Source organism: Variovorax sp. dw_954, from assembly GCF_018449755.1.
Classification (GTDB): domain Bacteria; phylum Pseudomonadota; class Gammaproteobacteria; order Burkholderiales; family Burkholderiaceae_C; genus Variovorax.
In genome coordinates this window covers 1-26,310 of sequence record NZ_JAAVVD010000022.1, presented here as the reverse complement: position 1 = coordinate 26,310, position 26,310 = coordinate 1, and the positions used below count along the sequence as shown (strand labels likewise).

The window sequence follows — 26,310 nt, the reverse complement described above, 5'->3', positions numbered from 1 at the left end:
TCAGGCCTTGGCGCGCTGGCTGTTCATGCGCGCTTCCGCGGAGGCCTGGGCGCGCGCGCGGCCCAGTTCGACGGCCGCCCGGACATCCATCTCGATGGCGCCTTGGTCGTGCTCAGGGGCGGCGAGATTGCCCAGCTCGCCATCGCGCTGGATCAGCCAGAGCGCGGTGGCAACGATGCCGATGCCGACGGAGGGGTCGCCGGCTTCGAGCCGTTGCAGCGTGGGCACGGAAACACCCATGCGCTTGGCCCAGGTCTTCAAGGATTCCTTGCGGCGTAGACGGGCGACGGCCAGGTCAGCGCCGAGCTTGCCGAGGGCGGCTGCGGTCGCCGGCGGCAGTTGGAGGAGGGCTCGGGCTGTCTTTGGCATACACATAGATTATTGTGAAAATGGCAATTTCGTCAATATCTATATGTATTTGCTCGCTGAGCCAAGGCGCGGCACGTGCTGGCGGGAGTCCCCGCTTTGCAACTTCGCCGCGACCCGTGTCACCAAGCCGCGCCCGTACCCTCCAGCACCCGCTTGGCCAGCAGGAACGCCGCCGCATTCCAGCTCTGCCCCGCCATCCCCATCGGCGCCAGCGTCTTGCCGTGGAACCACTCGGTGAAGCGCCAGTTCCCGTGCTCGTTGGCCCGGGCCAGCCGCCCCAGTTCCGTCCACGCCCGTTCGCGCATGCCCAGCTGCGCCAGCGCCATCACCCAGAACCCACCGACGAAAGGCCAGATGCCGCCGTTGTGGTACTGGTGCACGATGTTTTGCTGGTGCCGCCCCATGTACGCCCGCCACAGCTCGTGCTCGCGCGCCAGCGGATGCAGCACCACGCGCACCGGCCAGGGCTCGCTCGCGTGCGCCGTGGCGATGGTGTCGACGATGCGGCGCGCCATGTCCGCGTCGGCCAGTCCGCCCTGGATCGCCAGCACGTTGCCGAACACGTCGCCCTCGTCGCCGACCACGGAGAGATTCACGAAGCTCAGGTACATCCCCGGGTCCTGCCGGCCGCGCCGCGCATAGTGGCGCAGCAGCCGGGCGCGGTGGTACTCGGGCAGGTCCTGCTGGAAGGGGTTGAACAGGTGGTTGAAGTGGTAGAGCGTCTCGTCCGCATGGTCCAGCGCGAAGCGGCGCTTGACGTCATACCAGAGCGCGTTGGTGTAGAGCACGTAGCCCGAGCGCGGCATGATGTCGGCCCAGTCGCTGGCCTCGTTCTGCTGCAGCAGCCGGAAGTGCTGGTGCTCCTGCGCCAGCAACCAGTCGATCGCACGGCGCACCCCGCTGCCCCAGTGCGCGGGGCCGACGCTGCCGTGGCGGCGCACGTGGTCCACCGCGATCAGCCACCACAAGGTGGCGTCGATGCAGCCCAGGTACCAGAAGTCGGCGTCCTGGCCTTCGGGGTCGACGTACTTGGGGATCTGTCCGTTGGCCGCCTGTTGCGCCGCCAGGGCATCGAGGCTGGCCACCGCGCCTTGCTCCAGTGCCGGCACGCCGCTGCCGCACATGGCCATCACGCAGATCGCCGCGTCGCGGCCGAAGATGCGCGTGTAGCGACGCGCCACCGCCGCCTCGGTCCGGCTGGCGGCCAGGATGCCGTGCGGCGTGAGGTTGGCTTCAAGGAGATCGAGCGAGGCCTGGGCGCAGGTGTCGATCAGTGCACGGGTGGAGGTGTCGAGGTGGGTCATGAGGTTGCCGCGGCAGGGTCAGCGGGCATTCTCGACCACCGATGGTGCTCAGTCGATCGCGACCTTCGCATCCATGCGCTTCAGGCCGCCACGCGCGCAGCGGAGGGATGGGCCACGTCGGCCGGCGGACGCAGCGGCTTCACGTTGCTGTCGTCGTCGCCTTCGTAGAGCCCGTGAAGGTCCTCGGGATCGCCCTTGCCATCCAGCACCAGGGCCAGCCGGTCACGGTCCACCGCACCGACCCAGCGGGCGATGGCCACGGTGCCGACCGCATTGCCGATGGTGTTGGTGATGGCGCGCGCTTCCGACATGAAGCGGTCCACGCCCAGCAGCAGCACCATGCCGGCGACCGGGATCTTGCCCATCGAGGCCAGCGTCGCCGCCAGCGTGATGAAGCCGGAGCCGGTCACGCCCGCAGAGCCCTTCGAGGTCAGCAGCAGCACGCCCAGCACCACGAACTGGTCCGTCAGCGTCAGCGGCGTGTTGGTGGCCTGGGCGATGAAGATCGCGGCCATCGTGTAGTAGATGCACTGGCCGTCGGGGTTGAAGGTGAGGCCGGCCGGCACCACCAGGCCGACCACCGGCTTCGACACGCCCGCATGCTCGAGCTTGCGCATCAGCTGCGGCACCACCGATTCGGATGAGCTGGTGCCCAGCACGGTGAAGAGTTCGTCCTTGATGTACTTCAGGAACTTCCAGAGGCTGAAGCCGGAGATCTTCGAGATCGCGCCCAGCACCAGCGTCACGAACAGGAAGCAGGTGATGTACATCGTGCCCATCAGCTTGCCCAGCGACAGCACCGAGCCCAGCCCGTACTTGCCGACGGTGAAGGCCATCGCCCCGAAGGCCGCCAGCGGCGCGAGCCGCATGATCATGCCGACGACCGAGAACACTGCGTGCGTGAACGAATCGAGGAAGTCCACCACCGGCTTCGCACGCGGCCCGATGTGCGAGAGCGCCACGCCGAACATGGTCGCGAACACGAGGATCTGCAGGATGTCGTTCCTGGCCAGCGCGTCGACGATGCTGGTCGGCACCAGGTGCAGCACGAACTCGACGAAGCCTTCGGGCTTGGCGGCGGCTGCCGTGTAGCTGGCGATGGCCTTGGTGTCGAGCTGCGTAGCGTCGATGTTCATGCCATGGCCGGGCTGGAACACGTTGACGACCAGCAGGCCCAGCAGCAGCGCGAAGGTCGACAGCACCTCGAAGTAGATGAGCGCCCGGAAGCCGACGCGGCCGAGCTCCTTCATGTTCTCCATGCGGGCGATGCCGAGCACCACCGTCGCGAAGATGATCGGCGCGAAGACCATCTTGATGAGCTTGATGAAGATGTCGCCGAAGGGCTTGAAGTCGCTCGCCATGTTGGGCGCGAAGATGCCCAGCAGCACACCGGCGAACACGCCGATGAGCACTTGCACGTAGAGTTTTCCGAGGTAGCGTCGCATGATTTGTCTCCGGGAGTGATGGGGTGCGCGAGCTGGCCCCTGCGGCGCTTGAACGGCCGCTTCGGGGCGAGGCACGGCGCGCTGCGCCGGCCTGGGTGGAGGATGGTTGGCGACCCGGCCTTGGCGCCCGGGTCAGGCGGAAGGCGTCCCTGGCTTGGCGCCCGGGACGCGGGCGTTCAGGCCGCCTTGCGCTGGCCGCTGGCCGTCACCTGGCCGCACACGGCCTTCGTCACGTCGGCCGTGGTCGCCTTGCCGCCGAGGTCGCGCGTGTGCAGCGTCTTGTCGGCCGTGACCTTCTCGATGGCGGCCATCACGCGTGCTGCTGCTTCGGTCTCGCCAAGGTGCTCCAGCAGCATCACGACCGACCAGAAGGTGCCGACCGGATTGGCCAGGCCCTTGCCCATGATGTCGAAAGCCGAGCCGTGGATGGGCTCGAACATCGACGGGTAGCGGCGCTCCGGATCGATGTTGCCGGTGGGCGCGATGCCCAGGCTGCCGGCCAGTGCCGCGGCCAGGTCGCTCAGGATGTCGGCATGCAGGTTGGTCGCGACGATGGTGTCGAGCGAGGCCGGGTTGTTGATCATGCGGGCGGTCGAGGCGTCGACCAGTTCCTTGTCCCACTTGACGTCGGGGAACTCCCTGGAGATCTGCAGCGCGATCTCGTCCCACATCACCATCGCATGGCGCTGCGCGTTGCTCTTGGTGATGACGGTCAGCAGCTTGCGGGGACGCGACTGCGCCAGCCTGAAGGCGAAGCGCATGATGCGTTCGACGCCGGCGCGGGTCATCATCGACACGTCGGTCGCGGCTTCGATCGGATGGCCCTGGTGCACGCGACCGCCGACGCCCGAGTACTCGCCTTCGGAGTTCTCGCGCACGATGACCCAGTTGAGATCGTCGGGGCCGCAGCGCTTGAGCGGGCCGTCGATGCCGGGCAGGATGCGCGTGGGGCGCACGTTGGCGTACTGGTCGAAGCCCTGGCAGATCTTCAGGCGCAGGCCCCAGAGGGTGATGTGATCGGGGATATGCGGGTCGCCGGCGGAGCCGAACAAGATGGCGTCCTTGTCGCGCAGCGCGTTCAGGCCATCATCCGGCATCATCACGCCGTGCGCGCGGTGGTAGTCGCCGCCCCAGTCGAAGTTCTCGAACTCGAACCGGAAGTTGCCGCTGCCCGCGGCCAGCGCTTCGAGGACCTGCTGGCCGGCAGGCACGACTTCCTTGCCGATGCCGTCGCCGGGGATGGTTGCAATCTTGTACGTCTTCATGGGGTGTCTCCGAGGGGTGGTTGGGGGTGGAGTGAATGTATGGACTCGACAGCCTTTGCAGCCGGGCCTAAAGTGAATCCATCGTTAACCTGAACTCAACAATGGAGCAGCCATGTCCAGTGAAGTGCTGCCGGCCGATCTCGGCTTCTTCTCGACGCTGGCGAGTGCCGGCAGCCTCAGCGCGGCGGCGCGCGAGATGGGCATCACCACGCCGGCGGTGAGCAAGCACCTGGCCTTGATGGAGTCGCGCCTCGGCGTGTCGCTGGTCATCCGCACGACGCGACGCATGAGCCTTACGCCCGAGGGCGAGCTGTACCTGGCGCATGCCCGCCGCATCCTCGGCGACATCGACAGCATGGGCGAGTTGCTGGGCGTGTCCAAGGCCACGCCCAAGGGCCTGCTGCGCGTCAACGCCACGCTCGGCTTCGGCCGCAGCCACGTGGCGCCACTGATCTCGAAGTTCGTCCGCGAGTACCCGCAGGTCGAGGTGCAATTGCAGTTGTCGGTGAACCCGCCGCCGCTGACGGAGGACGCGTTCGACGTCTGCATCCGCTTTGGCGCGCCGCCGGATTCGCGCGTGATCTCGCGGCGCATCGCGGCCAATCGAAGACTGTTGTGCGCCGCTCCGGAATACCTCGCGAAGCACGGCATTCCCAAGGTGCCCAACGACCTCGCCAGGCACAACTGCATTGGCATCCGCCAGGGCGAAGAGGCTTACGGCGTCTGGCGCCTGTCAGGCGGCAAGGGACGCAGCGCCAGCACCGAAGCCGTCAAGACGCGCGGCAACCTGGCCACGAACGATGGCGAGATCGCCGTGAAATGGGCGCTCGACGGCCACGGCATCCTGATGCGGGCCGAGTGGGACATCGAGCGCTACCTGCGCGACGGCAGGCTCGTGCGCGTCCTGCCGCAGTACGACACGCCGGATGCGGACATTCATGCGGTGTATCCGCAGCGGCATCAGCTTGCCGCCCGGGTGCGCGCCTTCGTCGACTACGTGGCGCTGGCATTCAAGGCGCAGGAGGCCGGCGCCTGAATGCCTTGCGCATAGCGCTCCATCAACACCCGCTTGTACAGCTTGCCGTTCTCCTGCCGGGGAAACTGCGCCACGAAGTCCACGCTGCGCGGGCACTTCAGGTGCGCGATGTGTTCGCGGCAGAACGCCATCAACGCCTGCGCCAACTCATCACTTGCGGCTTGCGGATCATTGAGCTCGATCACCGCCTTGACCTCCTCGCCGAACTCCGCATGCGGCACGCCGATCACCGCCACATCGCGCACGTCGGCATGTCCGGCGAGCAGGTTCTCGATCTCCTGCGGATAGATGTTCACCCCGCCTGAAAGGATCAGGTCGGTGCGCCGTCCCGAGATGTAGAGATACCCGTCCGCATCCACGTGCCCGATGTCGCCATACGTGGCGTGGCCTTGCGCATCGTAGGCCGCGGCCGTCTTCACCGGATCGTTGTGGTATTCGAAGCGGGGCGTGCCAGAGAAGTAGATCGCGCCTTGCTGCCCCGCCGGCAACGCCTCCCCGCCAGCGCCGACGATGTGCACCGTGCCCAGCACCGGCCGACCCACCGATCCCGGGCGCTGCAGCGCCTCATCGCTGTAGAGCGCGGTCAGGCCGATGCTTTCCGAGCCGCCGTAGTACTCGGTGACCACCGGCCCCCACCATTCGATGCAGCGCCGCTTCACATCGGGCGGGCAGGGCGCAGCGGCATGGATGAACATGCGCATGCTCGACAGGTCGTAGCGGCAGCGCACCGCCTCGGGCAGCGCCAGCATGCGGATCATCATCGTCGGCACCCACTGGCTGTGCGTGGCCTTGTGGCGCTCGACCAGCGCGAGCGCCTTCTCCGGATCGAAGCGCTTCATCACCACCACCGTGCCGCCGATCTCGATCATGCGGTTGGTGAAGCGCTTCGGCGCAGCGTGGTACAGCGGCGCGGGCGAGAGGTAGATGCTGTCGCGCGTCACGCGGTAGGTGTCGCGCCAGGCGGCGAAGTCGTACGCTTCCTTGAAGCGGTCCTCGAAGGCGATCATCGGCCGGCGGATGCCCTTGGGCTTGCCGCTGGTGCCGGACGAGTACAGGAACTCGCGGCCGACCGGTCGCTGCGCCAGCGGCGTTGCAGGATCGAAGCGCGCCAGTTGCGCCGAAACCGAGGTCTCGGCCGGTCCTTCGTCATCCAGCATGAACACACGCCCCGCCCAGCCGCTGCCGGCCACCACCTCGCGTGCCAGTGCTGCCAGTTTCGGCGTGGTGACGAGCAGGGTCGCGCCGCAGTCGGTCATCACGTAGGCGATCTCGGCCGGCTTGAGTTGCGTGCTGATCGTCGTGTAGTAAAGGCCGGCGCGGCGCGCGCCCCAGCACAGCGCGTAGAACTCCGCCCGGTTCTCCATCAGCATCGCGATGCTGCCGCCCGCGGGCAGGCCAAGCGACACCAGCCATTGCGCGACCTGGGCCGAGCGGCGGTGCAGGTCGGCATATGTGACGGGCGTCGAGGCGTCTTCCTCCCAGACGGCGGGTTTGGCCGGGTTCTCCAAGGACCAGCGCTCCAGGTTATCCAGCACGTTGTCTCCGATTGTTCTTGTTCAGTACGACTTGGGCAGCCCCAGCACCTTTTCCGCGATGAAGCACAGCACGAGCTGCGGGCTGATCGGCGCGATGCGCGGGATGAGGCTCTCGCGCAGGTAGCGCTCGACGTGGTATTCCTTCGCGTAGCCGAAGCCGCCATGCGTCATCACCGCTTGCAGGCAGGCCTGGTAGCCGGCTTCTGCGCCGAGGAACTTGGCGGCGTTGGCTTCGGCGCCGCAAGGCATCCCGCGGTCGAAGCGGTCGGCAGCCTTCAGCATCATCAGGTTGGCCGCCTCGAGGTTCATCCAGCATTCGGCGAGCGGGTGCTGGATGCTCTGGTTCTTGCCGATGGGCCGGTCGAACACCTCGCGCTCGTTGGCATATTGCGTGGCGCGGCGCAGCGCGACCTTGCCCAGGCCAATGGCCTCCGACGCAATCAGGATGCGCTCGGGGTTCATGCCGTGCAGGATGTAGTGGAAGCCCTTGCCTTCCTCGCCGATGCGATCTTCCACCGGCACGCGCAGGCCGTCGATGAACACCTGGTTGGAGTCCACCGCCTTGCGGCCCATCTTGTCGATCTCGCGCACTTCCACGAAGCGGCGGTCCAGGTCGGTGTAGAACAGGCTCAGGCCATCGGTGTGGTTCTTCACGTCCTCGATGGGCGTGGTGCGCGCCAGGATCAGCATCTTCTCGGCCACCTGCGCGGTCGAGATCCAGACCTTCTGGCCGTTCAGCACGTAGTGGTCACCGTCGCGTTCCGCACGCAGCTTCAGGCGCGTGGTGTTCAGGCCGGTGTTCGGCTCGGTGACCGCGAAGCAGGCTTTCTCGGTGCCCTTGACCAGTGGCGGCAGCATGCGCTGCTTCTGCGCGTCGGTCCCGAAGATCACCACCGGCGAGAGGCCGAAGATGTTCATGTGCACGGCCGATGCGCCCGTCATCCCGGCGCCGGATGCGCTGATGGTCTGCATCATCAGCGCGGCCTCGGTGATGCCGAGGCCGGAGCCGCCGTACGCCTCCGGAATGCAGATGCCGAGCCAACCGGCCTCGGCCAGCGCCCGATGCAACTCGAACGGAAAGCCGCCGTCCTTGTCCTTGCCGAGCCAGTAGTCGTCGTCGAACTGGCTGCAGATGCGGCCGACGGCGTCGCACACGGATTGCTGGTCTTCGGAGAGGTCGAAATTCATGCGCGGCGAGTGGAGCAGTCAGGTCAGGAAAGCCGGATGGCTATCAGGTTGAGAAGGATTCCGTAGCGCGCGCCGAAGAACGCTCATGTTCAAGCCCCGAGCGTTGGCGGCGCGCCGAGTGCAGCCTCGATGCTGCGTGCGAGCGTGGCCAGCCGGGGGCCGACCTCCTCCAGCAGTTGACCCGGCTTCAACTCGAAGCTGGGCACGGTGCAGGCGAACACATAGATCTCGTCCGCGCTGCCGGCGCCGCGCAGGGGCACGGCCACGGCTTCCAGTTGGCGCTGCAGGTCGCCGTGGCTCACGCAGAAGCCGCGCTCGGCCAGGTCGGCGCGGGTTTCCTGCATGCGCTCGGCCAGCCAGGCGCCTTGCGCGGCGTCCGCCTCGCGAACGCTGTCGATGTAGCGCTGCGCCTGCTCCGTTGGCAGGGCGGCCAGGTAGGCACGGCCCGAGGCGGTGCGCGACAGCGAGATGTGGCTGCCCATGGCGGGGCGCACCGTCACGCAATCCTTCGACTGCGCCAGTTCGATGAACACCAGGTCGAGGCCCAGCCCGAGGCCCAGCGAGACCTGCGCGCAGACCCGGTCGGCCAGCGCCTGCATGGGGCTGAAGGCGAGTTGCCGGATGGGCGTGCGGGCGAGCAGCGGCGCGGCCAGTCGTGACAGGCCCGGCGCGGGCATGAAGCGGCCGTCGGCTTCCTCGTAGCGCAGCAGCCCGAGTTCGGTCAGAGTGGTTACCAGCCGGAAAAGCGTGGGTTTGGGCAGGCCCGTCGCGGTCATGAGGTCGCGCGCCGTGAGCGCCGGTGCATCGACGCTGAAGGCCTGGAGGATATGGACGCCCCGGGCGAGCGCACTGCCGCCCGGCTTGTCGGCATCGCCTGGTGTTTCCTGGAAACGAGACTCTTGATCCATTTCTCAATCCTTGGGATGCATTGTGTAGCGTTGGGTCGCTCAAATCAACGAATTTTGAGACATTGAGTTCGATTTGTTGGATCGAAGTTGATTCTGGCGATGGTATTCCACACACGGGGGCGTGCTGGCCGTGGCCGCGGCATTGCTACCCGCTGTAACGCGCAACACGGCCCGGGGCGAATGAGGTACACACGCCAGAACCTTGGGGTGCCCATGAAAATTGCCGTGTTCAGCGCCAAGCGCTACGACCGCGAATTCCTCGACCTGGCCAATGCGGGCCAGCAGCACCAGTTGCAGTATTTCGAGGCGTCGCTGGCGCCCGAATCGGCGGCGCTTGCCGCCGGCCATGAGGCGGTCTGCATCTTCGTCAACGACACCGTCGACGCCGCCATGCTCGAAGTGCTGCAGCGCGGCGGCACGAAGCTCGTCTGCCTGCGCTGCACCGGCTTCAACAACGTCGATCTCGCGGCCGCGGCGCGCCTGGGCATCAAGGTGGTGCGCGTGGTCGACTACTCGCCGTTCTCGGTGGCGGAGCATGCCGTGGCGCTGCTGCTGGCCATCAACCGGAGCATTCACCGCGCCTACAACCGGACGCGCGATTCCAATTTCTCCCTCGACGGGCTGATGGGATTCGACCTGCACGGAAAGACCGCCGCCGTGGTCGGCACCGGCAAGATCGGGCGCGTGTTCGCACGCATCATGCTGGGCTTCGGATGCGAGGTCATCGGCTACGACAAGTTTCCTTCCCCCGAATTCGAGGCGCTCGGTGCGCGATACGCGGAGCCCGGCGAGATCGGCGCGAGCGCCGACATCGTCTCGCTGCATTGCCCGCTGACCCCCGAGACCTACCACATCGTCAACGCCGAATCGCTGTCTCGCATGAAGCGCGGCGCCTTGCTGGTCAACACCAGCCGGGGCGGCCTGGTGGACGCGGAAGCAGCGATCGAGGCGCTCAAGACCGGGCAACTCGGCGGGCTGGCCCTGGACGTCTACGAGCAGGAAGCGGAACTGTTCTTTCGCGACCTGTCCAGCACCATCGTCACCGACGACGTGCTGCAGCGCCTGATCGCCTTTCCGAACGTGATCGTCACCGGCCACCAGGCCTTCTTCACGCGCGAGGCGATCACCACGATCTGCGAGACCACCGTGCGCAGCGTCAGCGAATTCGAGACGGGTGCGCCGCTGTCGAACGAGATCAAGTTGTCCTGAAGCCTGCCGTCACGCCGGCTTGGGCGCGTGGGCCCGGCCCACCTCCGCGATCACTGCACGCAGCCACCGGTGCGCCGGCGCCAGGTGCGCGCGCTCGTGCCAGAGCTGATAGAAGCGCATCGTCGGAAAGCCCGATGGCGCCTTCAGGATCACCAGACCCAGCGATTGCGCGAAGTGCTCGGCGAAATGCCGGGCCGTGGTGAACACCAGGTCGGTGCGCGCGACCACATGCGGCGCAAGGCCGAAGTAGGGCACCGACACGCGCGCGTCGCGGGCCACATGCTGCCGCGCCAGGTGCGTCTCGACCACTCCGCGATGCAAGCCTGAATAGCGCATCGGCGCGACGTGCGATGCCGACAGGTACTGCGCTTCGGTCAACGCTTCGGCATCTGCCAGCGGATGGCCCGGCCGCACCATGCAAACCAGCTCGTCCTCCAGCAACAGCAAGGTGTGCAGCAGCTCGGGCGGGTTGGGCCAGTTGCCGATGATCACGTCCAGGAGGTCGTCGGCCAGCGCGCGTTCGCTGTCGAAATCGGGGCCCATCGGATGCACCTCCAGCCGGCACAGCGGCGCCTCTTCCCGGATGCGCCGCGCCACCTCTGCCAGCACCGAAGGCGCCAGGTAGTCGGGCGAGGCCACGCGGAAGGTCAGCGAAGCCCGCTGCGCATCGAAGTCCTCGCGCGAGGCCACCAGCACCGACATCGCGTCCAGTGCCACCCGCGCCTGCGCCGCCAGTTGCAGCCCGCGCTCGGTCGGGATCATGTCGAGCTTGTTGCGCACCAGAAGCGGATCCGAAAGGATCAGCCGCAGGCGCTTGAGCGCTGCGCTGACGGCCGGCTGGGTCTGGCCCATGCGCCGCGCCGCGCGTGAGACGCTGCGCTCCTCCACCAGCGCGCAGAGCGCGCGGATCAGGTAGCCATCGAGTTGGTCGACGTTGCTGCGTGAGGTCATTGCATTGCGGTCGGGGTGGAGCCCGAGCCGTGCCACATGGTCTTTGCTGATCGACTCTATATCGAAACCGCTGCCGCCGAGGCCTCCCGTTTTCGCTCGAAAAAGCGCAATCTTCGCCCTCTCGATCCACCCCCCGATCCAACCCCCGATCCGACCCCACCGAATCATCCCGGAGCCGCGCATGACCACCATTCCCTTGCCCTCCCCCGCAGTCGCGGGAACGGGCCCGACCGACGACCTCGACGCCACCTATCGCAAGATCACCTGGCGTCTCATTCCCTTCCTCTTCATCCTCTGGGTGCTGGCCTGGATCGACCGGGTCAACATCGGCTTCGTGAAGCTCACGATGCTCGACGACCTGAAGTGGAGCGACTCCATCTACGGCCTCGGCGCCGGCATCTTCTTCCTCGGCTACTTCTTCTTCGAGGTGCCGTCCAACCTGCTGCTGCAACGCATCGGCGCCCGCAAGACCATCACCCGCATCACCATGGGCTGGGGCGTCGTCTGCGTGCTGATGATGTTCGTCAAGACGCCCGCGATGTTCTACTTCCTGCGCTTCCTGATGGGCGTGTTCGAAGCGGGCTTCTACCCCGGCATCATCCTGTACCTCACCTACTGGTATCCGAGCGAGCGCCGGGCCAAGGCCTTCGGCATGTTCATGTCGGCGTCCGGCGTGGCGGGCGTGATCGGCGGGCCGCTCGCGGGCACCGTGATGAACAGCCTGAACGGCGTCAACGGCTGGGCCGGCTGGCAGTGGGTGTTCCTGGTCGAGGGCGTGCCGTCGATCATCGCGGCCTTCGTCACCTGGTTCTACCTGACCGACCGCCCGCAGCAGGCCAAGTGGCTCTCGCCGGCGCAGCGCCAACTCATCGAGGACGACCTCGCACGCGACAGGGCCTCGCTCGGCCATCGCGAGGAGAGCCTGCTCGCATCGCTGAAGGACGGCCGCCTCTGGCTGCTGATCCTGGTGTTCTTCTGCGTGATCGCGGCCAACTCGTCGCTGACCTTCTTCGGCCCGTCGGTCGTGAAGGAAGTCGGTTTCACCGACCCGGCGACGATCGGCTGGATCATGGCGCTGTCGTACCTGTTCGGCGCCATCGGCATGGTGGTGAACGGCCTGCATTCCGACTACAGCAAGGAAGCGCGGCTGCACTGCGCATTTGCCGCGGCGCTCGGCGCGGTCGGCCTGCTGTGCACCTCGCTGTTCATCCAGGTGAGCCCAGTGCTGGCGCTGGTCGCGCAGACGGTCGCCATCATCGGCACCATGAGCGCCATCCCGGTGTTCTGGCAGTTGCCGGGCCGCTTCCTCGCGGGCGCCGCAGCGGCCGGTGGCGTGGCGCTGATCAACTCGATTGCCAACCTTGCGGGCTTCGGTGCACCGGCCATGCTGGGCTTCATCAAGACGCAGACCGGCGGACTTGCTCCGGGCCTGCTGATCGTCGCCGCCGTCGAGGTGTGCGCTGCGATCCTGATCCTGTTGTTCGTCCCGCGCTTCGTCGCCAAGGCCAACGGAAAGTGATGCGGACGATGACCACTTCAACCCTCACGATCTTTGCCATCGCGGAGATGGACCACGGCACCTTCATCGACACACTCGGCGACCTGTTCGAACACGCGCCCTGGGTGGCCGAAGCGGCATGGGCCGTGCGCCCCTTCGCCACAGAAGACGCCCTGCATCGCGCCATGATGGAGGCGGTGCGCGCCGCGCCGCTGCCCAGGCAGATCGCCTTCCTGCGCGGCCATCCCGAACTGGCCGGCAAGGAAGCACAGGCCGGCACGATGACCGGGCATTCGACCTTCGAGCAGCGCGGGCTGGACAGTCTGAGCCATGCGCAGGTCGTCGAGTTGCGCGAACTCAATGCGGCCTATGCGCAGCGCCACGGCTTCCCGTTCATCATTGCCGTGCTGGGCCACACGCGGGCCGGCATCTTCGACGCGCTGCGCATGCGCATCCACCGCGACACCGACACCGAGCGCGAAGAGGCGCTGCGCCAGATCGGCCTGATCACGCGCCGCCGCCTCGCCGCGCTGTTCCGCGCCCCCGAATCCGATCGTTCACCGCTGGGAGCCACGACATGATCGACAAACCCCTGAGCCGTCGCTCATTCCTCCCCGCCAGCCTGGCGCTCGGCGGCCTTGGCCTGCAACTGGCCGGCAACGCTCGCGCCGCCGATGCACCCGCAACCCCGGTGATGCCGGCGGGTCTCACCACCGCCCCGGTCTCGCAATCGGAGCTGAGCCCCCGCCTCACGATGCACGCCATCGACATCTTCCACGGCACGCCGGGTGCGGGGATGAAGGCGGACCTGTCGATGTTCGACAACGGAAGCTACAAACCAGTCAAGTCGATAGAGACCGCAGCCAACGGCCGCTCCGCCGAGCCGCTGCTGCTGGAGGGCACCTACAGGGCCGGCCGCTACGAAGTGCTGCTGCACATCGACGAGTACTTCGCACGCTTCGACACGCCGCTGCCCAAGCCGACCTTCCTGTCGACCGTGCCGCTGCGTTTCGTCGTGCGCAATCCGCAGGAACGGATCCACCTCGCGATCCTTTTCACGCCGTGGAGCTACTCGTACTACCGGGGCAGCTAAGGCGACTCTGAGCACCTCCTCAACGCACCAGGAACAACCACCATGGCAGGCATTTCCACCCACGTGCTCGACAGCGGCACCGGTCGCCCCGCAGCGGGCGTACGCATCGACTTCTCGGTCTTCGACGGAACCAGCTGGAAACTCGTCAAGACCCTCGCGACCAACAAGGACGGTCGAACCGACGCGCCCGTGCTGGCACCCGCGGACGCCAAGGTCGGGCAGTACGAGCTGCTGTTCTACATTGGCGACTACTTCCAGCGGCCCGGCGCCAACGCCACGGAGTTGCCCTTCCTCGACACCGTGCCGGTGCGCTTCTCGATCTTCGATGCGAAGCAGCACTACCACGTGCCGATGCTGTGCTCGGGCTGGAGCTGCTCGACCTACCGGGGCTCCTGAGCGCCCGACGCGGGGCGGCGGTCACATGGAGGAGCGTTGAGCCGCATCGCCCGGCAACACCTCCCGCACCGTGACCTCCATCTCCCCCATCTCCAGCGGCCCGTAGTTCGAAAGAAAGGCCACGTCGGCCGCGTCGCGCCCGTAGGCCACGACGATGCGCCCGCCGCGCGGTTGATCCTGCGTGCCGTCGAAGGTGTACCAGCGGCCGCCGACGAAGGCTTCGAACCATGCGTGCATGTCCATCGGGTCCAGCCGATGGAGGTAGCCCACCACGAACCGGGCCGGGATCCGCAGCGCGCGGCACAGGGCGATGCCCACGTGCGAGAAATCCCGGCACACGCCGGCGCCGTCGTTCAACGTGTCGAGGGCGTCGGTGCTGCCGGTGCTGACGCCGTACTTGTATTGCAGGTTGGCATGGATCCAGCCGCGGATCGCCTCGACCTGTGCATAGCCCGCAGCGGCGTTGCCGACGATCTCCTGCGCCCTGTCGCCCATCTTGTCCGACGGGCAGTAGCGGCTTTGCAGCAGGTACTTCAACGCATCGAAAGGCAATTGCTCGACAGGCGTCGCCACAGCGTTGAAATCCACGGCGATGAGCTCGTCCGTCACCATGAGCATGTCGACTTCGATGCGCATCTGGCCCTGCGGGATCTTCAAGCGCTGGCACAGGTTGCCGAAGTCGTCGACGTATTCCGTGGTCGGCACCCACGGGTCGAGTTCGTAGCGCTCCTGCACCATCCATTGCGCCTCGCCGCTGCGCGGCCGCAGCATCGCGACGACGGGGCAGTCGCTGCTGGCGGTGACGGTCATCTTGCAGGTGGCGTGCAGCTTCATGGTGGTGACGGGGTGTGGGGGAGGAAGGCGGACATGCAATGGACGCGCCACCGCGTGGGCGAACCGGGATCGGGAACCGAACGCAGAAGTCGCGAAGACTCCGCAGAAGTCGCAAAAGGAAAACCAAATATTTTCTTTGAATTCCTTCTGCGTTCGGCACCCGTACCCGTACCCGCATCCTTGCCAGTACCAGCAGATGCGGACGGTACTGCTTTGGTGCTCGTCCCGGTCGCCGCTAGGCACAAATCCGTATCCGCGCAGGGGCGAGCGGTAGCGGACAATCTGGCCCGCCCCCGGGCAGTTCGCCTGCCCCATCCACAACATAGATCAGAGAGACCGTCATGCATCGTGTCGCCATCAGCAGCACCGGCCTGTTCATTCCACCGGAGGTGATCACCAATGAGGAATTGGTCGAGGCCTTCAATCAATACGCCGCGCTGGAAAACGCGAAACATGCCGGGGAAATCGCCGCCGGCACCCACGCCGCGCTGACCAGCTCCAGCGTCGAGTTCATCGAAAAGGCGTCCGGCATCAAGCGCCGCTACGTCATGGAAAAGTCCGGCGTGCTGGACCCCACGCGCATGCGCCCGGTCTTCACGCCCCGGCCCGACAACGAGCTTTCGCTGATGGCCGAGATTGCCGTCAAGGCCGCGCAGGACGCACTCCAGGCTGCTGGCAAGACGGCCGCCGATGTCGACATGGTGATCTGCGCCTCGGCCAACATGCAGCGCGCCTACCCGGCGATGGGCGTGGAGATCCAGACCGCGCTCGGCGTCCAGGGCTTCGGCTTCGACATGAACGTGGCCTGTTCGTCGGCCACCTTCGGGCTGGAGATGGCCTACAACGCGGTGCGCAGCGGCGGCGCGCGCGCGGTGCTGATGGTCAACCCGGAAATCACCTCGGCCCATCTGGCCTGGAAAGACCGCGACTGCCATTTCATCTTCGGCGATGTCTGTACCGCCGTGCTGGTGGAGCGCCTGGAACTGGCGCCGCCGGGCGCCTTCGAGGTGCTGGGCACTCGGGCCTTGACCACTTTTTCCAACAACATCCGCAACAACTTCGGGTTCATGTCGCGCGCCGAAGACCGCGACCCGGACGACCGCGACCAGCTCTTCCGCCAGGAAGGCCGCAAGGTCTTCAAGGAAGTCTGTCCCATGGCCGCCGACCACATCGAGCAGCACCTGGCCGCGTTCAGCTACGCCCCCGCCGACATGCGCCGCTTCTGGCTGCACCAGGCCAACCTGTCGATGAACCAGTTCATCGCGCGCCGCTTGCTTGGCCGCGACGCCACGGCGGACGAGGCGCCCGTGATCCTGGACGAATTCGCCAATACCGCCTCCGCCGGTTCCATCATCGCCTTCCACCGCCACCAGGCCGACTTCAAGGCCGGTGATCTCGGCGTGATCTGCTCGTTCGGCGCGGGCTATTCGATCGGCAGCGCGATCGTCAGGAAGCTTTGACCTTGCCTCCGGCGCCGGCCTCGAGGTCAAGCCTTGGGGTCCGGCAACGCGCGGGCCAATGCCGCGTTCACCTTCTTGAGCTTCTCGACCGACGCACTGAGTTGTTTCTCGATGCGTTCGGTCTGCGCGACGGCCCGGTCCACGTCCGGCGGCAGTGAATCCTTGGGCACCCCGTGGTCCAGCACTGCATGGACGACCGCGAGGTCATCCGAAGCCTTCTGCACCACCTGCGCCGCCTCCTTGTTTTCCTTCAGGGACTCGGCCAGGACGGCCGGATTGGCCGGGCCGGTGTATGACGACTGCTTGGACATGGGGATCCTCGTTTCGAGCAACGGCCCGATGCTATTGAAAATTGTGCAAGCTCGCTGCCGGAAGGAACAGGTCAGGCTGTCGGCCTACACGCATCGCGCGCCCTGCCCGTATAACCGGAGACCGTGTTGCTCTGCAACTTGACGCAACAAATCCGGCAGGGGCGCAACTGCCAAAAGCCATGCCCGTCGCCACCGTCCTCGTCGAAGACAGCAAGACCATTCGGGACAACCTGATCCCGGCGCTGGCGGAGCTCGCCGATGTGGATGTGTTCGCGATCGCCGAAACCGCGAGCGAGGCCGTGGCCATCCTCGAGGACCTCCACGACCGGTGGCAACTGGCGGTGGTGGATCTGTTCCTGCGGGAAGGGACCGGGCTGACCGTCTTGCGCGCCTGCCGGGACCGCTTGCCGCACCAGCGCCTGGTGGTGTTCACGAATTACCCCACCGAGGAGATGCGGCGCCGGAGCCTCGCGCTGGGCGCCGATGCGATCTTCGACAAATCGAAGGAACTCGACCTGTTCTTCGAGTGGTGCAGGCGCTGACCCACCTTGCGCGCGCAGCCGACTCCCGGCCATCGCGCGGCTATGCTCGCCACCTTTCGAACGCCATTGCACCCGCCTTGAACATCCTTCCCCTCGACCTCTCCAGCTTCGACGCAGCCATCATCGACCTCGACGGCACCATGGTCGATACGATCGGCGATTTCGTCGTGGCGCTGAACCTCATGCTCGACGACTTCTCGCTGGGGTACGTCACTGCGCGCGACGTCGAGGCCATGGTCGGCAAGGGCTCCGAGCACCTGATCCGCTCGACCTTGCGCCACGTGCGTGGAAACGAAGCCGACGAGGCGCTCTGCGATGCGGCCTGGCAGCGCTACACCCACCATTACCTCGTCATCAACGGCCGGCATTCGGCGGTCTACCCGGGCGTGCTGGAAGGCCTCGAGGCGCTGCGCGCCCAAGGCCTGCGGCTGGCCTGCCTGACCAACAAGCCGAATGATTTCGCCAGGCCCCTGCTCGCGGCCAAGGGGCTCGACGGCTACTTCGAATTCGTCTTCGGCGGAGACGCCTTCGAGCGCAAGAAGCCCGATCCGCTGCCCCTGCAGAAGACCTGCGCGGCGCTCGGCACCCCGCCCGCGCGCACGCTCATGATCGGCGATTCCAGCAACGACGCGCAGGCCGCCCGGGCCGCAGGATGCCCCGTCGTGCTCGTCACCTACGGGTACAACCACGGCGAGCCGATCCGGGGCGTCGACGCCGACGCCTTCGTCGACAGCCTGGCCGAAATCAGCCCGCCTTGCCCAGCAGCGCGTCCTTGAGCTTCCAGTCGGCCGGGTTCGGGCCGAGCCAGATCCGCACCAGCGCGTTGAAGAAGGCGTGCTCCTTGATCGGCTCGCCCTGCACCACGCCCTTGACGGTGATCACCGTGCCCACGTCCGGCACCCAGTCGATCAGGAAGTTGTCGCCCGCCTTCAACTGCTTCTGCTCCGAGAAGACCTGGCTCATCCGGAGCAGGCCCGGCACCAGGCTGCTGAATTCGTTGCGCGCCGAGTTGTCCTCCACGCCACGCGTGAACAGCTTGCCCAGTTCGTTGGCATCGATGTCGCGCAGCATCGTCACGGTGACGCGCTTGGGCCCGGTGGCCGCCAGCACTTCTTCGGGCGTGCCGACCTTCTTGCCCAGGTACAGGCCGGCCGTGTAGACCTTGAACACCGCCTTGTAGCGAATGCCGGCGCCGTTGAGCTGCAGCTTGCTGCCGCGCAGTTCGATGCCTTCTTCGAGCTTGACGCCCGCGACGTCGATGGTCGCGCCAGAAGCGGCGGTCCCGACCAAGGAGGCCAACGCCAGAAGAACCGAGGGAAGCGCACGCCGGATGGCGAACTGGAACATGTGTATCTCCGTGTCCTGTCTCAACTTCTCCCCGAGATGTATCTTTTTGTACGAGCATTCTCGCTCAGCTAAACTCCGCCGTTCCATGTTCATTCATCACGTCATCCAGACAGGTCAAGGCAGCCGGGGAGCCTGGCCCTGGCGTCGCCCGTCGTCGCTGTCTCGTTGATTGCACGGCGCACGCCGTGCGCCCGCGGCGCCTGATCACTTCTCGACTCAGGGCCAACCATGAATGACAACGCCACCGGCCAACGCAGCGCCGGCCGGCAGACGGAGGACATCCCGTGATCACCGAACTCGAATTCAAGAGCCTCAGCGCCCAGGGCTACAACCGCATCCCGCTGATGATCGAGGCCTTTGCCGACCTCGAGACCCCGCTCTCGCTCTACCTCAAGCTGGCGAACAGCAAGGACGGCGGCAAGTTCAGCTTCCTGCTCGAATCCGTCGTTGGCGGCGAGCGCTTCGGGCGCTATAGCTTCATCGGCCTGCCGGCCCGGACGCTGCTGCGTGCCAGCGGCTTCGCTGACGAGGCCCGCACCGAGGTCGTGACGGATGGCGTCGTGGTCGAGACGGCCACCGGCAATCCGCTCGACTTCATCGATGCCTACCAGCGCCGCTTCAAGGTCGCGCTGCGCCCCGGTTTGCCGCGCTTCTGCGGCGGCCTGGCCGGCTACTTCGGCTACGACGCCGTGCGCTACATCGAGAAGAAGCTCGAGAAGACATGCCCGCCCGACACGCTCGGCTGCCCCGACATCATGTTGCTGCAGTGCGAGGAACTGGCGGTCATCGACAACCTCTCCGGCAAGCTCTACCTGATCGTCTACGCCGACCCGACGCGCCCCGAGGCCTATCCCAATGCCAAGCGCCGCCTGCGCGAGCTGCGCGACCAGCTCAAGTACTCGGTGGCCGCGCCGCACGTCAAGCCGAGCCAGCCGCACCCGCCAGAGCGTTCCTTCGCCAAGGCCGACTACCTGGCCGCGGTGGAGCGTGCCAAGGAACTCATCGCCGGCGGCGACTTCATGCAGGTGCAGGTCGGCCAGCGCATCAGCAAGCGCTACACCGAGTCGCCGCTGTCGCTGTACCGCGCGCTGCGCTCGATGAACCCCTCGCCCTACATGTTCTTCTACAACATGGGCGACTTCCACGTGGTCGCCGCCTCGCCCGAGATCCTGGTGCGCCAGGAGAACATGCCCGACGGCGAGCAGAAGGTGACCATCCGTCCGCTCGCCGGCACCCGCCCGCGCGGCGCATCGATCGAGCTCGACAAGGCTGCCGAGGTCGAGCTCATCAACGACCCGAAGGAACGCGCCGAGCACGTCATGCTGATCGACCTGGCGCGCAACGACATCGGCCGCATCGCGAAGATCGGCACCGTGAAGGTGACCGAGGCTTTCGCGGTCGAGCGCTACAGCCACGTGATGCACATCGTGAGCAACGTCGAGGGCATCCTGAAGGACGGCATGAGGGCCATCGACGTGCTCAAGGCGACCTTCCCGGCAGGCACCCTGACCGGCGCGCCGAAGGTCCACGCGATGGAACTCATCGACGAGCTGGAACCCACCAAGCGCGGCCTGTACGGCGGCGCCTGCGGCTACATCAGCTACGCCGGCGACATGGACGTGGCCATCACCATCCGCACCGGCATCATCAAGGACCAGGTACTGCACGTGCAGGCAGCGGCGGGCGTCGTGGCCGATTCGGTGCCCGAGCTCGAATGGCGCGAAACCGAAGCCAAGGCGCGGGCACTCCTGCGTGCGGCCGAACTGGTCGAGGAGGGCCTGGAATGACCGCATCCGTCCCCCAGACCGACTTCTCGCACGAGATCATCGGCGCCGCGGTCGAGGTCCAGCGCATGCTGGGCACGGGCTTGAGCGAAGCCGCGTACGCCACGGCACTCGAAGTCGAACTCGCCGAGCGCGAGATCGGCTTCCAGCGCGACGTGCCCCTGTCGGCCAGCTACAAGGGCCGGCCGCTCGGCGAAGTGTGCCGTGCCGGTTTTGTCGTCGAGCAATCGGTCGTCGTCGAACTGCGGGCCGTGGAGGTGCTGAGCGACCTGCACCGGGCGCAAGTACAGGCCGCGCTGCGTCTGTCCGGCCTCAAGCTGGGCCTGCTGATCAACTTCAATGTGTTCCCCGTCGTCAAAGGCATCCACAGGATCGTGAGCAAGCCATGAAAGTCTTGATGATCGACAACTACGACTCGTTCACCTACAACATCGTCCAGTACCTGGGCGAGCTGGGGGCTGAGGTCGAGGTGCAGCGCAACGACGAGATCAGCGTCGAGCAGATCGGCGAGCGCATCGGCGCGGGCGTTACGCGTCTCGTCATCTCGCCCGGTCCGTGCTCGCCCGCGGAGGCCGGCGTGTCGGTCCCGGCCATCCAGGCCTTCGCCGGCAAGCTGCCCATCCTCGGCGTGTGCCTCGGCCACCAGGCCATCGGCGCAGCCTTCGGCGGCAAGATCATCCGCGCGCAACAGCTCATGCACGGCAAGACCAGCGAGATCACGACCACGCAGGAGGGCGTCTTCGCCGGCTTGCCTGAGAAATTCGTCGTCAACCGCTATCACTCGCTGTCCATCGAGCGTGCCAGCTGCCCGCCGGCGCTGGCCATCACCGCCTGGACGGACGATGGCGAAATCATGGGCGTGCGCCACACCGGCTACGCACACGACGTGCGCATCGAGGGCGTGCAGTTCCACCCCGAATCGATCCTCACCGAGCATGGCCACGCCATGCTCAAGAACTTCCTGGACTGAGCATGGCAACCGCTTCAAATACCGTCGACCTGCGCAGTGACACCGTCACGCAGCCCACGCCCGCGATGCGCGCGGCCATGGATGCCGCGCCGCTCGGCGACGACGTGTTCGCAAGCGATCCGAGCGTCAACGCGCTGCAGGAAAAGATCGCATCGATGCTCGGCTTCGAAGCCGCGCTGTTCGTCCCGACCGGCACGCAGAGCAACCTCTGCGCCATCCTCTCGCACTGCGGCCGTGGCGACGAATACATCGTCGGCCAGATGGCCCATTGCTATCGCTGGGAAGGCGGCGGCGCAGCGGTGTTCGGCAGCGTGCAGCCGCAGCCGCTGGACCACGCGGCCGATGGCTCGATCCCGCTCGCGCAGATCGAGGCGGCGATCAAGCCCGATGACGCGCACTTCGCGCGGACGAAGATGCTCGCGTTGGAGAACACCCTTGGCGGCAAGCTGCTGCCCTTCGACTACGTGCAAGCCGCCACCGACCTCGCGAAATCGAAGGGCTTGCAGCGCCACCTCGACGGCGCGCGCCTTTTCAATGCCGCCGTGGCCCAGGCCGCAACCACCGGCGGACACGCGCGCGCCGAAGCCCGCCGCATCGCCCAGTGCTTCGACAGCGTCTCGGTCTGCTTCAGCAAGGGCCTCGGCGCGCCGATCGGCTCCGCGCTGTGCGGCTCGCGCGAGTTCATCGCGCGCGCGCACCGCATCCGCAAGATGGCCGGCGGCGGCATGCGCCAGTCGGGCCTGCTGGCGGCCGCGGCGTCGCACGCGCTCGACCACCACGTCGATCGACTGGCCGACGACCACGCGCTGGCGCAACGGCTGGCGCAGGGCCTGTCGGGCATCGACGGCTTCATCGTCGAGCCGCCCCAGACCAACATCGTGTTCGTGGACCTCGAAGGCCCGGCCAAGGCCCGCTCGGCCGGGCTGATGGCGTACCTCGGCGAGCAGGGCGTCCTGGCGACGGGCCTCTACAAGCTGCGCTTCGTCACGCACCTGGACGTCGATGCGGCAGGTGTCGACCGCGCGATCGAAACGGTCCGCGCGTATTTCAGGAACTGAAGGCGCTGGGATGCCGGATCTTTCGCATCTGCTGGTCTTCATCGCGGCCGGCTGGCTGCTCAACCTCACGCCCGGCCCGGACGTGTTCTACATCGTCAGCCACGCGCTGCGCTCGGGTACGCGCGCCGGGATCGTGGCGGGCCTCGGCATCACCGCGGGCTGCTTCGTGCACATCGGCGCTGCCGCATTGGGCGTGAGCACCTTGCTGGCCACGTCGGCGCATGCGTTCACCGTGCTCAAGTTCATTGGCGCCGCGTACCTGCTGTACATGGGCATGCGCATGATCTTTGCCAAGGCGTCGCCGGCCACCGACCTGGTTGCGATGGCGTCGGCCACGGCGCCGCGCAGCCTGCGGGCCGTCTTCATGGGCGGCTTCTGGACCAATGTGCTGAACCCGAAGGTCGCGCTGTTCTTCCTGGCCTTCGTGCCGCAATTCATCGCGCCCGACGTGGACAACAAGGCGCTGGCCTTCGTGCTGCTCGGCGTGCTCTTCAACGTCAACGCGATCCCGGTGAATTCGGGCTGGGCGCTGGCCGGTGCCTGGATGGCCCGCCGCGATGCGGTGCAGAAGGGCATGCATTGGCTCGACCGCATCGCCGGCGCCATGTTCATCGGCTTCGGCATCAAGCTCGCACTGTCGGACGCACCCGCCGCGCACTGACGCATTCAAATCAAGGAGACACCATGCCCATCACCCCCCAGGAAGCGCTGCAGCGCACCATCGAGCACCGCGAAGTCTTCCACGACGAGATGCTGCACATCGTGCGGCTGATCATGAGCGGCGAATGCTCGCCCGTGATGATGGCCGCGCTCATCACCGGCCTGCGCGTCAAGAAGGAAACCATCGGCGAGATCACCGCCGCCGCGCAGGTCATGCGCGAGGTATCGACCAAGGTGCCGGTGGCGGACACCCGGAACCTGGTCGACATCGTCGGCACCGGCGGTGACGGTTCGCACACCTTCAACATTTCCACCTGTTCGATGTTCGTCGCGGCGGCAGCGGGGGCCAAGGTCAGCAAGCATGGCGGGCGCAGCGTGTCGAGCAAGTCGGGCAGCGCCGACGTGCTGGAGTCGCTGGGCGTCAACATCAACCTCAAGCCCGAGCAGATCGCGAAGTGCATTGCCGACGTCGGCATCGGATTCATGTTCGCGCCCAACCACCATCCGGCGATGAAGAACGTCGCCCCGGTGCGCAAGGAACTCGGCATCAAGACGATCTTCAACATCCTCGGCCCGCTGACCAACCCGGCCGGCGCGCCGAACATCCTCATGGGCGTGTTCCATGCCGACCTGGTCGGCATCCAGGTTCGCGCGCTGCAACGCCTCGGCACCGAGCATGCGATGGTCGTCTACGGCCGCGATGGCATGGATGAGATCTCGCTCGGCGCGGCGACCCTGGTCGGCGAACTCAAGCACGGCGAGATCCGCGAATACGAGCTGCATCCCGAGGACTTCGGCTTTTCGATGTCGAGCAACCGCGCCCTGCGTGTGGAAACGCCTGACCAGTCGAAGGCCATGCTCATGAGCGTGCTCGACAACCAGCCCGGGCCGGCACGCGACATCGTCGTGCTCAACGCGGGCGCGGCGCTCTATGCGGCGAACGTGGTCGACTCCGTGGCGGCGGGCGTCGCCAAGGCGCGCACGGCCATCGAGTCCGGCGCGGCAAAGGCCAAGCTCGCTGAACTGGTCAAGGCGACGACGGCTGCGGGGGCGAACTGAGCATGTCCGACATCCTCGACAAGATCGTTGCGGTCAAGCACCAGGAAGTGGCGGCGCTGAAGCAGCGCACGCCGCTCGACGCCATCCGCTTCGATGCGGAAAGCCGCGTGCTCACGCGCGACTTCGTGGGCGCCATGCGGGCGAAGATCGCGGCAGGGCAGGCGGCGGTGATCGCGGAGGTCAAGAAGGCGAGCCCCAGCAAGGGCGTGATCCGCGCCGACTTCATCCCGGCCGACATCGCGCAGAGCTATGCGGAAGGCGACGGCACCGTCAGCGCAGCCTGCCTCTCGGTGCTGACCGACAAGCAGTTCTTCCAGGGCGGCATCGACTACCTCAAGCAGGCGCGCGCTTCCTGCGAGTTGCCGGTGCTGCGCAAGGATTTCATGGTCGACGCATGGCAGATCTACGAATCGCGTGCGATCGGCGCCGATGCGATCCTGCTGATCGCGGCCGTGCTGGATGACGCACAGATGAGGGACTTCGAAGCCATCGCGCTGGGTCTGGGCATGGCGGTGCTGGTCGAGGTGCATGACGCAGAGGAACTGGGGCGCGCGCTGAAGCTCAAGACGCCGCTGGTGGGGGTCAACAACCGCAACCTGCGCAACTTCGAGGTGTCGATCCAGACCACGATCGACCTGCTGCCCAAGCTACCTTCGGATCGCTTGATGGTCACCGAGTCGGGCATCGCCACCCGTGACGACGTTGCCAGGCTGCGCGCCGCCGGCATCCACGCCTTCCTGGTCGGCGAGACCTTCATGCGCGCCGACGAACCGGGCGACGCGCTCGCCGAACTGTTCCGCTGAGGCGTCGGCATGGCAGACCCGCGCACGGATCAACTGTCGAGCAACGACCCGGCCGATTGGCCGGTCGCGCCCGGCTGGCAGCCGCTCGTCGACGAATTCCTGGGCGGCGCAGTCGGGCAGAAGCTGCTGGGCTTCCTCGGCGAGCGCCTGGCGGCGGGCGCCGTCATTTTCCCGCCGCATCCGCTGCGCGCCCTCGAACTGACGCCGCCGGAGCAGGTACGCGTCGTGATCCTCGGCCAGGACCCGTACCACGGCCGCGGGCAGGCGGAGGGACTTGCGTTCTCCGTCGCGCCGGGCGTGCCCATTCCGCCGTCCTTGCGCAACATCTTCAAGGAGTTGCAGCGCGACCTCGGCACGCCGACGCCGCCGTTCCCGAATCCGGGCGGCAGTCTGGTGAACTGGGCCAAAAAGGGCGTGCTGCTGCTCAACACCTGCCTGACGGTCGAGGAGGCCCAGCCGGCCAGCCATGCGGGCCGAGGCTGGGAAGTGCTGACCGATGCCGTCATCCGCCATGTGGCGCAGGGCGAGCGGCCGGTCGTCTTCATGCTCTGGGGCGCCCACGCCCAGGGCAAACGGGCCCTGATCGACATGAAACGCCACAAGGTGCTGGTGGCCAACCACCCTTCGCCCCTGTCGGCCCTGCGGCCGCCGCTGCCTTTCATCGGATGCGGTCATTTCGGGCAGGCGAGGGCCTGGCGGGACGCGCAAGGCACGGCTTCGGTGTGAAATTCCGGGTAGCGGATCGACGGCCTCTTCTATTCGTGCTATATTCCGAGGCTCGCTGGAGAGGTGGCCGAGTGGTTAATGGCAGCAGACTGTAAATCTGCCCTCTTACGAGTACGCTGGTTCGAATCCAGCCCTCTCCACCAGCGATGAAACGGACAGAAAGAGCGTTTGGATACCGCCTGAATCGGGCGGGGTGCAGGTTTCGGGGTGCTTGCTGAAGTGCCCCCTGATGCGGGAGTAGTTCAATGGTAGAACCCCAGCCTTCCAAGCTGATGACGCGGGTTCGATTCCCGTCTCCCGCTCCAGTCGGTCTGTTTTGATTGTTGGAAAGCGTTCGTTAGTTTGCCCTTTTGGCTCAGTGGTAGAGCACTCCCTTGGTAAGGGAGAGGTCGCGGGTCCGATTCCCGCAAAGGGCACCAGGTTTCAAGGGGTGGCGCAGCATCCGCCCCCGGGTTGTGTTGAGGATGTCGATGGCCGGCCACTTGCCGTCATGACATCGCGGCCCCATGTCAGTGTGCTGATTCAGTAATTTCTTCGGAGCGAAATAATGGCAAAAGGC

The 26,310-nt window shown here is 66.5% G+C and carries 28 protein-coding genes and 3 tRNA genes; 20 read left to right on the top strand and 11 right to left on the bottom strand.

Annotated elements, in window-relative coordinates:
• The 4 genes from HB681_RS27630 to HB681_RS27615 all read right to left on the bottom strand — a co-directional run bounded on the left by HB681_RS27630 (position 1) and on the right by HB681_RS27615 (position 4,383).
• A complete protein-coding gene (locus HB681_RS27630) occupies positions 1 to 369 on the bottom strand; it encodes an XRE family transcriptional regulator (protein ID WP_213958082.1) in 369 nt (122 codons plus the stop codon).
• Between the two features lie 119 nt (positions 370 to 488).
• Positions 489 to 1,673 (bottom strand): glycoside hydrolase 100 family protein, encoded by a 1,185-nt coding sequence (locus tag HB681_RS27625; RefSeq protein WP_213958081.1) that lies wholly within the window; start codon positions 1,671 to 1,673, stop codon positions 489 to 491.
• A gap of 80 nt (positions 1,674 to 1,753) precedes the next feature.
• Positions 1,754 to 3,121, bottom strand: coding sequence for a dicarboxylate/amino acid:cation symporter (locus HB681_RS27620; RefSeq protein WP_345944770.1), 1,368 nt, complete (start codon positions 3,119 to 3,121; stop codon positions 1,754 to 1,756).
• Between the two features lie 173 nt (positions 3,122 to 3,294).
• On the bottom strand, positions 3,295 to 4,383 hold the full coding sequence (locus tag HB681_RS27615; RefSeq protein WP_213958079.1) for a tartrate dehydrogenase: 1,089 nt from the start codon (positions 4,381 to 4,383) through the stop codon (positions 3,295 to 3,297).
• Positions 4,384 to 4,495: 112 nt separating this feature from the next.
• Between HB681_RS27615 and HB681_RS27610 the strand changes: the two genes are divergently transcribed.
• Complete coding sequence (locus HB681_RS27610; protein ID WP_213958078.1) at positions 4,496 to 5,419, top strand: LysR substrate-binding domain-containing protein; 924 nt, start codon at positions 4,496 to 4,498, stop codon at positions 5,417 to 5,419.
• On the opposite strand, the gene HB681_RS27605 is transcribed toward HB681_RS27610, so the two are convergent.
• The 3 genes from HB681_RS27605 to HB681_RS27595 all read right to left on the bottom strand — a co-directional run bounded on the left by HB681_RS27605 (position 5,377) and on the right by HB681_RS27595 (position 9,050).
• Complete coding sequence (locus HB681_RS27605; protein ID WP_345944763.1) at positions 5,377 to 6,954, bottom strand: AMP-binding protein; 1,578 nt, start codon at positions 6,952 to 6,954, stop codon at positions 5,377 to 5,379. The two genes, HB681_RS27610 and HB681_RS27605, sit on opposite strands and share 43 nt — an antisense overlap.
• Positions 6,955 to 6,975: 21 nt before the next feature.
• Entirely contained in the window at positions 6,976 to 8,142 is a 1,167-nt protein-coding gene (locus tag HB681_RS27600) for an acyl-CoA dehydrogenase family protein (RefSeq protein WP_213958077.1), read from the bottom strand.
• Between the two features lie 89 nt (positions 8,143 to 8,231).
• Positions 8,232 to 9,050: an IclR family transcriptional regulator gene (locus HB681_RS27595; protein ID WP_213958076.1), complete on the bottom strand. Its 819-nt coding sequence runs from the start codon at positions 9,048 to 9,050 to the stop codon at positions 8,232 to 8,234.
• Positions 9,051 to 9,263: 213 nt separating this feature from the next.
• Here HB681_RS27595 and HB681_RS27590 point away from each other — a divergent pair, with 213 nt between their 5' ends.
• Positions 9,264 to 10,259, top strand: a complete 996-nt coding sequence (locus tag HB681_RS27590; protein WP_213958075.1) for a 2-hydroxyacid dehydrogenase — start codon at positions 9,264 to 9,266, stop codon at positions 10,257 to 10,259.
• Positions 10,260 to 10,268: 9 nt separating this feature from the next.
• Here the strand turns inward: HB681_RS27590 and HB681_RS27585 are convergent, their stop codons facing one another.
• On the bottom strand, positions 10,269 to 11,210 hold the full coding sequence (locus HB681_RS27585) for a LysR family transcriptional regulator (RefSeq protein WP_213958074.1): 942 nt from the start codon (positions 11,208 to 11,210) through the stop codon (positions 10,269 to 10,271).
• 181 nt (positions 11,211 to 11,391) lie between these two features.
• Here HB681_RS27585 and HB681_RS27580 point away from each other — a divergent pair, with 181 nt between their 5' ends.
• Genes HB681_RS27580 through uraH form a run of 4 tightly spaced genes read left to right on the top strand, consistent with a single transcriptional unit; the run spans position 11,392 to position 14,197 of the window.
• Positions 11,392 to 12,729, top strand: a complete 1,338-nt coding sequence (locus HB681_RS27580) for an MFS transporter (RefSeq protein WP_213958073.1) — start codon at positions 11,392 to 11,394, stop codon at positions 12,727 to 12,729.
• Between the two features lie 8 nt (positions 12,730 to 12,737).
• On the top strand, positions 12,738 to 13,289 hold the full coding sequence (uraD, locus tag HB681_RS27575) for a 2-oxo-4-hydroxy-4-carboxy-5-ureidoimidazoline decarboxylase (RefSeq protein WP_256735126.1): 552 nt from the start codon (positions 12,738 to 12,740) through the stop codon (positions 13,287 to 13,289).
• Positions 13,286 to 13,801, top strand: a complete 516-nt coding sequence (locus HB681_RS27570; RefSeq protein ID WP_213958071.1) for a hydroxyisourate hydrolase — start codon at positions 13,286 to 13,288, stop codon at positions 13,799 to 13,801. Before uraD ends, HB681_RS27570 begins: the two co-directional genes overlap by 4 nt.
• Before the next feature lie 42 nt (positions 13,802 to 13,843).
• Complete coding sequence (gene uraH, locus HB681_RS27565; protein WP_213958070.1) at positions 13,844 to 14,197, top strand: hydroxyisourate hydrolase; 354 nt, start codon at positions 13,844 to 13,846, stop codon at positions 14,195 to 14,197.
• 21 nt (positions 14,198 to 14,218) lie between these two features.
• Here uraH and HB681_RS27560 read toward each other — a convergent pair whose 3' ends face one another.
• Complete coding sequence (locus HB681_RS27560; RefSeq protein WP_213958069.1) at positions 14,219 to 15,031, bottom strand: transglutaminase family protein; 813 nt, start codon at positions 15,029 to 15,031, stop codon at positions 14,219 to 14,221.
• Positions 15,032 to 15,372: 341 nt separating this feature from the next.
• Between HB681_RS27560 and HB681_RS27555 the strand changes: the two genes are divergently transcribed.
• A complete protein-coding gene (locus HB681_RS27555; RefSeq protein ID WP_213958068.1) occupies positions 15,373 to 16,491 on the top strand; it encodes a beta-ketoacyl-ACP synthase III in 1,119 nt (372 codons plus the stop codon).
• A 26-nt stretch (positions 16,492 to 16,517) separates the two neighbouring features.
• Here the strand turns inward: HB681_RS27555 and HB681_RS27550 are convergent, their stop codons facing one another.
• Positions 16,518 to 16,802, bottom strand: coding sequence for a hypothetical protein (locus tag HB681_RS27550; RefSeq protein WP_213958067.1), 285 nt, complete (start codon positions 16,800 to 16,802; stop codon positions 16,518 to 16,520).
• Positions 16,803 to 16,981: 179 nt separating this feature from the next.
• Here HB681_RS27550 and HB681_RS27545 point away from each other — a divergent pair, with 179 nt between their 5' ends.
• Both HB681_RS27545 and HB681_RS27540 read left to right on the top strand, forming a co-directional pair.
• Entirely contained in the window at positions 16,982 to 17,344 is a 363-nt protein-coding gene (locus HB681_RS27545) for a response regulator (protein ID WP_213958066.1), read from the top strand.
• A 77-nt stretch (positions 17,345 to 17,421) separates the two neighbouring features.
• Complete coding sequence (locus HB681_RS27540; RefSeq protein WP_218628322.1) at positions 17,422 to 18,120, top strand: phosphoglycolate phosphatase; 699 nt, start codon at positions 17,422 to 17,424, stop codon at positions 18,118 to 18,120.
• On the opposite strand, the gene HB681_RS27535 is transcribed toward HB681_RS27540, so the two are convergent.
• Complete coding sequence (locus tag HB681_RS27535; RefSeq protein ID WP_213958065.1) at positions 18,089 to 18,691, bottom strand: chalcone isomerase family protein; 603 nt, start codon at positions 18,689 to 18,691, stop codon at positions 18,089 to 18,091. The genes HB681_RS27540 and HB681_RS27535 overlap by 32 nt on opposite strands.
• Positions 18,692 to 18,975: 284 nt before the next feature.
• Between HB681_RS27535 and trpE the strand changes: the two genes are divergently transcribed.
• The 11 genes from trpE (at position 18,976) to HB681_RS27480 (ending at position 26,170) form a co-directional block, all read left to right on the top strand.
• Complete coding sequence (gene trpE, locus HB681_RS27530; protein ID WP_213958064.1) at positions 18,976 to 20,478, top strand: anthranilate synthase component I; 1,503 nt, start codon at positions 18,976 to 18,978, stop codon at positions 20,476 to 20,478.
• Positions 20,475 to 20,864: a GxxExxY protein gene (locus HB681_RS27525; protein WP_213958063.1), complete on the top strand. Its 390-nt coding sequence runs from the start codon at positions 20,475 to 20,477 to the stop codon at positions 20,862 to 20,864. The genes trpE and HB681_RS27525 overlap by 4 nt, the downstream gene beginning before the upstream one ends.
• A complete protein-coding gene (locus HB681_RS27520; protein ID WP_213958062.1) occupies positions 20,861 to 21,445 on the top strand; it encodes an aminodeoxychorismate/anthranilate synthase component II in 585 nt (194 codons plus the stop codon). Before HB681_RS27525 ends, HB681_RS27520 begins: the two co-directional genes overlap by 4 nt.
• Before the next feature lie 2 nt (positions 21,446 to 21,447).
• Entirely contained in the window at positions 21,448 to 22,503 is a 1,056-nt protein-coding gene (gene ltaE / locus HB681_RS27515; RefSeq protein WP_213958061.1) for a low-specificity L-threonine aldolase, read from the top strand.
• A 10-nt stretch (positions 22,504 to 22,513) separates the two neighbouring features.
• The gene (locus HB681_RS27510) at positions 22,514 to 23,164 is read left to right on the top strand and encodes a LysE family translocator (RefSeq protein WP_213958060.1); all 651 of its coding nucleotides are present in this window, start codon (positions 22,514 to 22,516) and stop codon (positions 23,162 to 23,164) included.
• A 23-nt stretch (positions 23,165 to 23,187) separates the two neighbouring features.
• Positions 23,188 to 24,222, top strand: coding sequence for an anthranilate phosphoribosyltransferase (trpD, locus tag HB681_RS27505; protein WP_213958059.1), 1,035 nt, complete (start codon positions 23,188 to 23,190; stop codon positions 24,220 to 24,222).
• A 2-nt stretch (positions 24,223 to 24,224) separates the two neighbouring features.
• A complete protein-coding gene (gene trpC / locus HB681_RS27500) occupies positions 24,225 to 25,025 on the top strand; it encodes an indole-3-glycerol phosphate synthase TrpC (RefSeq protein ID WP_213958058.1) in 801 nt (266 codons plus the stop codon).
• A 9-nt stretch (positions 25,026 to 25,034) separates the two neighbouring features.
• Entirely contained in the window at positions 25,035 to 25,751 is a 717-nt protein-coding gene (locus HB681_RS27495) for a uracil-DNA glycosylase (protein ID WP_213958057.1), read from the top strand.
• 57 nt (positions 25,752 to 25,808) lie between these two features.
• Positions 25,809 to 25,894: transfer RNA gene (locus tag HB681_RS27490), tRNA-Tyr, on the top strand.
• Between the two features lie 88 nt (positions 25,895 to 25,982).
• Positions 25,983 to 26,056, top strand: a tRNA-Gly gene (locus tag HB681_RS27485).
• A gap of 39 nt (positions 26,057 to 26,095) precedes the next feature.
• A tRNA-Thr gene (locus HB681_RS27480) sits at positions 26,096 to 26,170 on the top strand.
• The last annotated feature ends 140 nt before the right edge of the window (positions 26,171 to 26,310 follow it).

What these genes read in the sequence shown, in the direction of transcription:
- HB681_RS27585 (WP_213958074.1), bottom strand. Translation starts at nt 11,210, where the DNA reads ATGACCTCACGCAGCAACGTCGACCAACTCGATGGCTACCTGATCCGC.
- ltaE (WP_213958061.1), top strand. Translation starts at nt 21,448, where the DNA reads ATGGCAACCGCTTCAAATACCGTCGACCTGCGCAGTGACACCGTCACG.
- HB681_RS27625 (WP_213958081.1), bottom strand. Translation starts at nt 1,673, where the DNA reads ATGACCCACCTCGACACCTCCACCCGTGCACTGATCGACACCTGCGCC.
- HB681_RS27580 (WP_213958073.1), top strand. Translation starts at nt 11,392, where the DNA reads ATGACCACCATTCCCTTGCCCTCCCCCGCAGTCGCGGGAACGGGCCCG.
- HB681_RS27595 (WP_213958076.1), bottom strand. Translation starts at nt 9,050, where the DNA reads ATGGATCAAGAGTCTCGTTTCCAGGAAACACCAGGCGATGCCGACAAG.
- HB681_RS27630 (WP_213958082.1), bottom strand. Translation starts at nt 369, where the DNA reads ATGCCAAAGACAGCCCGAGCCCTCCTCCAACTGCCGCCGGCGACCGCA.
- trpC (WP_213958058.1), top strand. Translation starts at nt 24,225, where the DNA reads ATGTCCGACATCCTCGACAAGATCGTTGCGGTCAAGCACCAGGAAGTG.
- HB681_RS27555 (WP_213958068.1), top strand. Translation starts at nt 15,373, where the DNA reads ATGCATCGTGTCGCCATCAGCAGCACCGGCCTGTTCATTCCACCGGAG.
- HB681_RS27600 (WP_213958077.1), bottom strand. Translation starts at nt 8,142, where the DNA reads ATGAATTTCGACCTCTCCGAAGACCAGCAATCCGTGTGCGACGCCGTC.
- HB681_RS27570 (WP_213958071.1), top strand. Translation starts at nt 13,286, where the DNA reads ATGATCGACAAACCCCTGAGCCGTCGCTCATTCCTCCCCGCCAGCCTG.
- uraD (WP_256735126.1), top strand. Translation starts at nt 12,738, where the DNA reads ATGACCACTTCAACCCTCACGATCTTTGCCATCGCGGAGATGGACCAC.
- HB681_RS27495 (WP_213958057.1), top strand. Translation starts at nt 25,035, where the DNA reads ATGGCAGACCCGCGCACGGATCAACTGTCGAGCAACGACCCGGCCGAT.
- HB681_RS27610 (WP_213958078.1), top strand. Translation starts at nt 4,496, where the DNA reads ATGTCCAGTGAAGTGCTGCCGGCCGATCTCGGCTTCTTCTCGACGCTG.
- HB681_RS27590 (WP_213958075.1), top strand. Translation starts at nt 9,264, where the DNA reads ATGAAAATTGCCGTGTTCAGCGCCAAGCGCTACGACCGCGAATTCCTC.
- HB681_RS27545 (WP_213958066.1), top strand. Translation starts at nt 16,982, where the DNA reads ATGCCCGTCGCCACCGTCCTCGTCGAAGACAGCAAGACCATTCGGGAC.
- HB681_RS27510 (WP_213958060.1), top strand. Translation starts at nt 22,514, where the DNA reads ATGCCGGATCTTTCGCATCTGCTGGTCTTCATCGCGGCCGGCTGGCTG.
- HB681_RS27535 (WP_213958065.1), bottom strand. Translation starts at nt 18,691, where the DNA reads ATGTTCCAGTTCGCCATCCGGCGTGCGCTTCCCTCGGTTCTTCTGGCG.
- HB681_RS27525 (WP_213958063.1), top strand. Translation starts at nt 20,475, where the DNA reads ATGACCGCATCCGTCCCCCAGACCGACTTCTCGCACGAGATCATCGGC.
- HB681_RS27560 (WP_213958069.1), bottom strand. Translation starts at nt 15,031, where the DNA reads ATGAAGCTGCACGCCACCTGCAAGATGACCGTCACCGCCAGCAGCGAC.
- trpD (WP_213958059.1), top strand. Translation starts at nt 23,188, where the DNA reads ATGCCCATCACCCCCCAGGAAGCGCTGCAGCGCACCATCGAGCACCGC.
- uraH (WP_213958070.1), top strand. Translation starts at nt 13,844, where the DNA reads ATGGCAGGCATTTCCACCCACGTGCTCGACAGCGGCACCGGTCGCCCC.
- HB681_RS27615 (WP_213958079.1), bottom strand. Translation starts at nt 4,383, where the DNA reads ATGAAGACGTACAAGATTGCAACCATCCCCGGCGACGGCATCGGCAAG.
- HB681_RS27520 (WP_213958062.1), top strand. Translation starts at nt 20,861, where the DNA reads ATGAAAGTCTTGATGATCGACAACTACGACTCGTTCACCTACAACATC.
- HB681_RS27550 (WP_213958067.1), bottom strand. Translation starts at nt 16,802, where the DNA reads ATGTCCAAGCAGTCGTCATACACCGGCCCGGCCAATCCGGCCGTCCTG.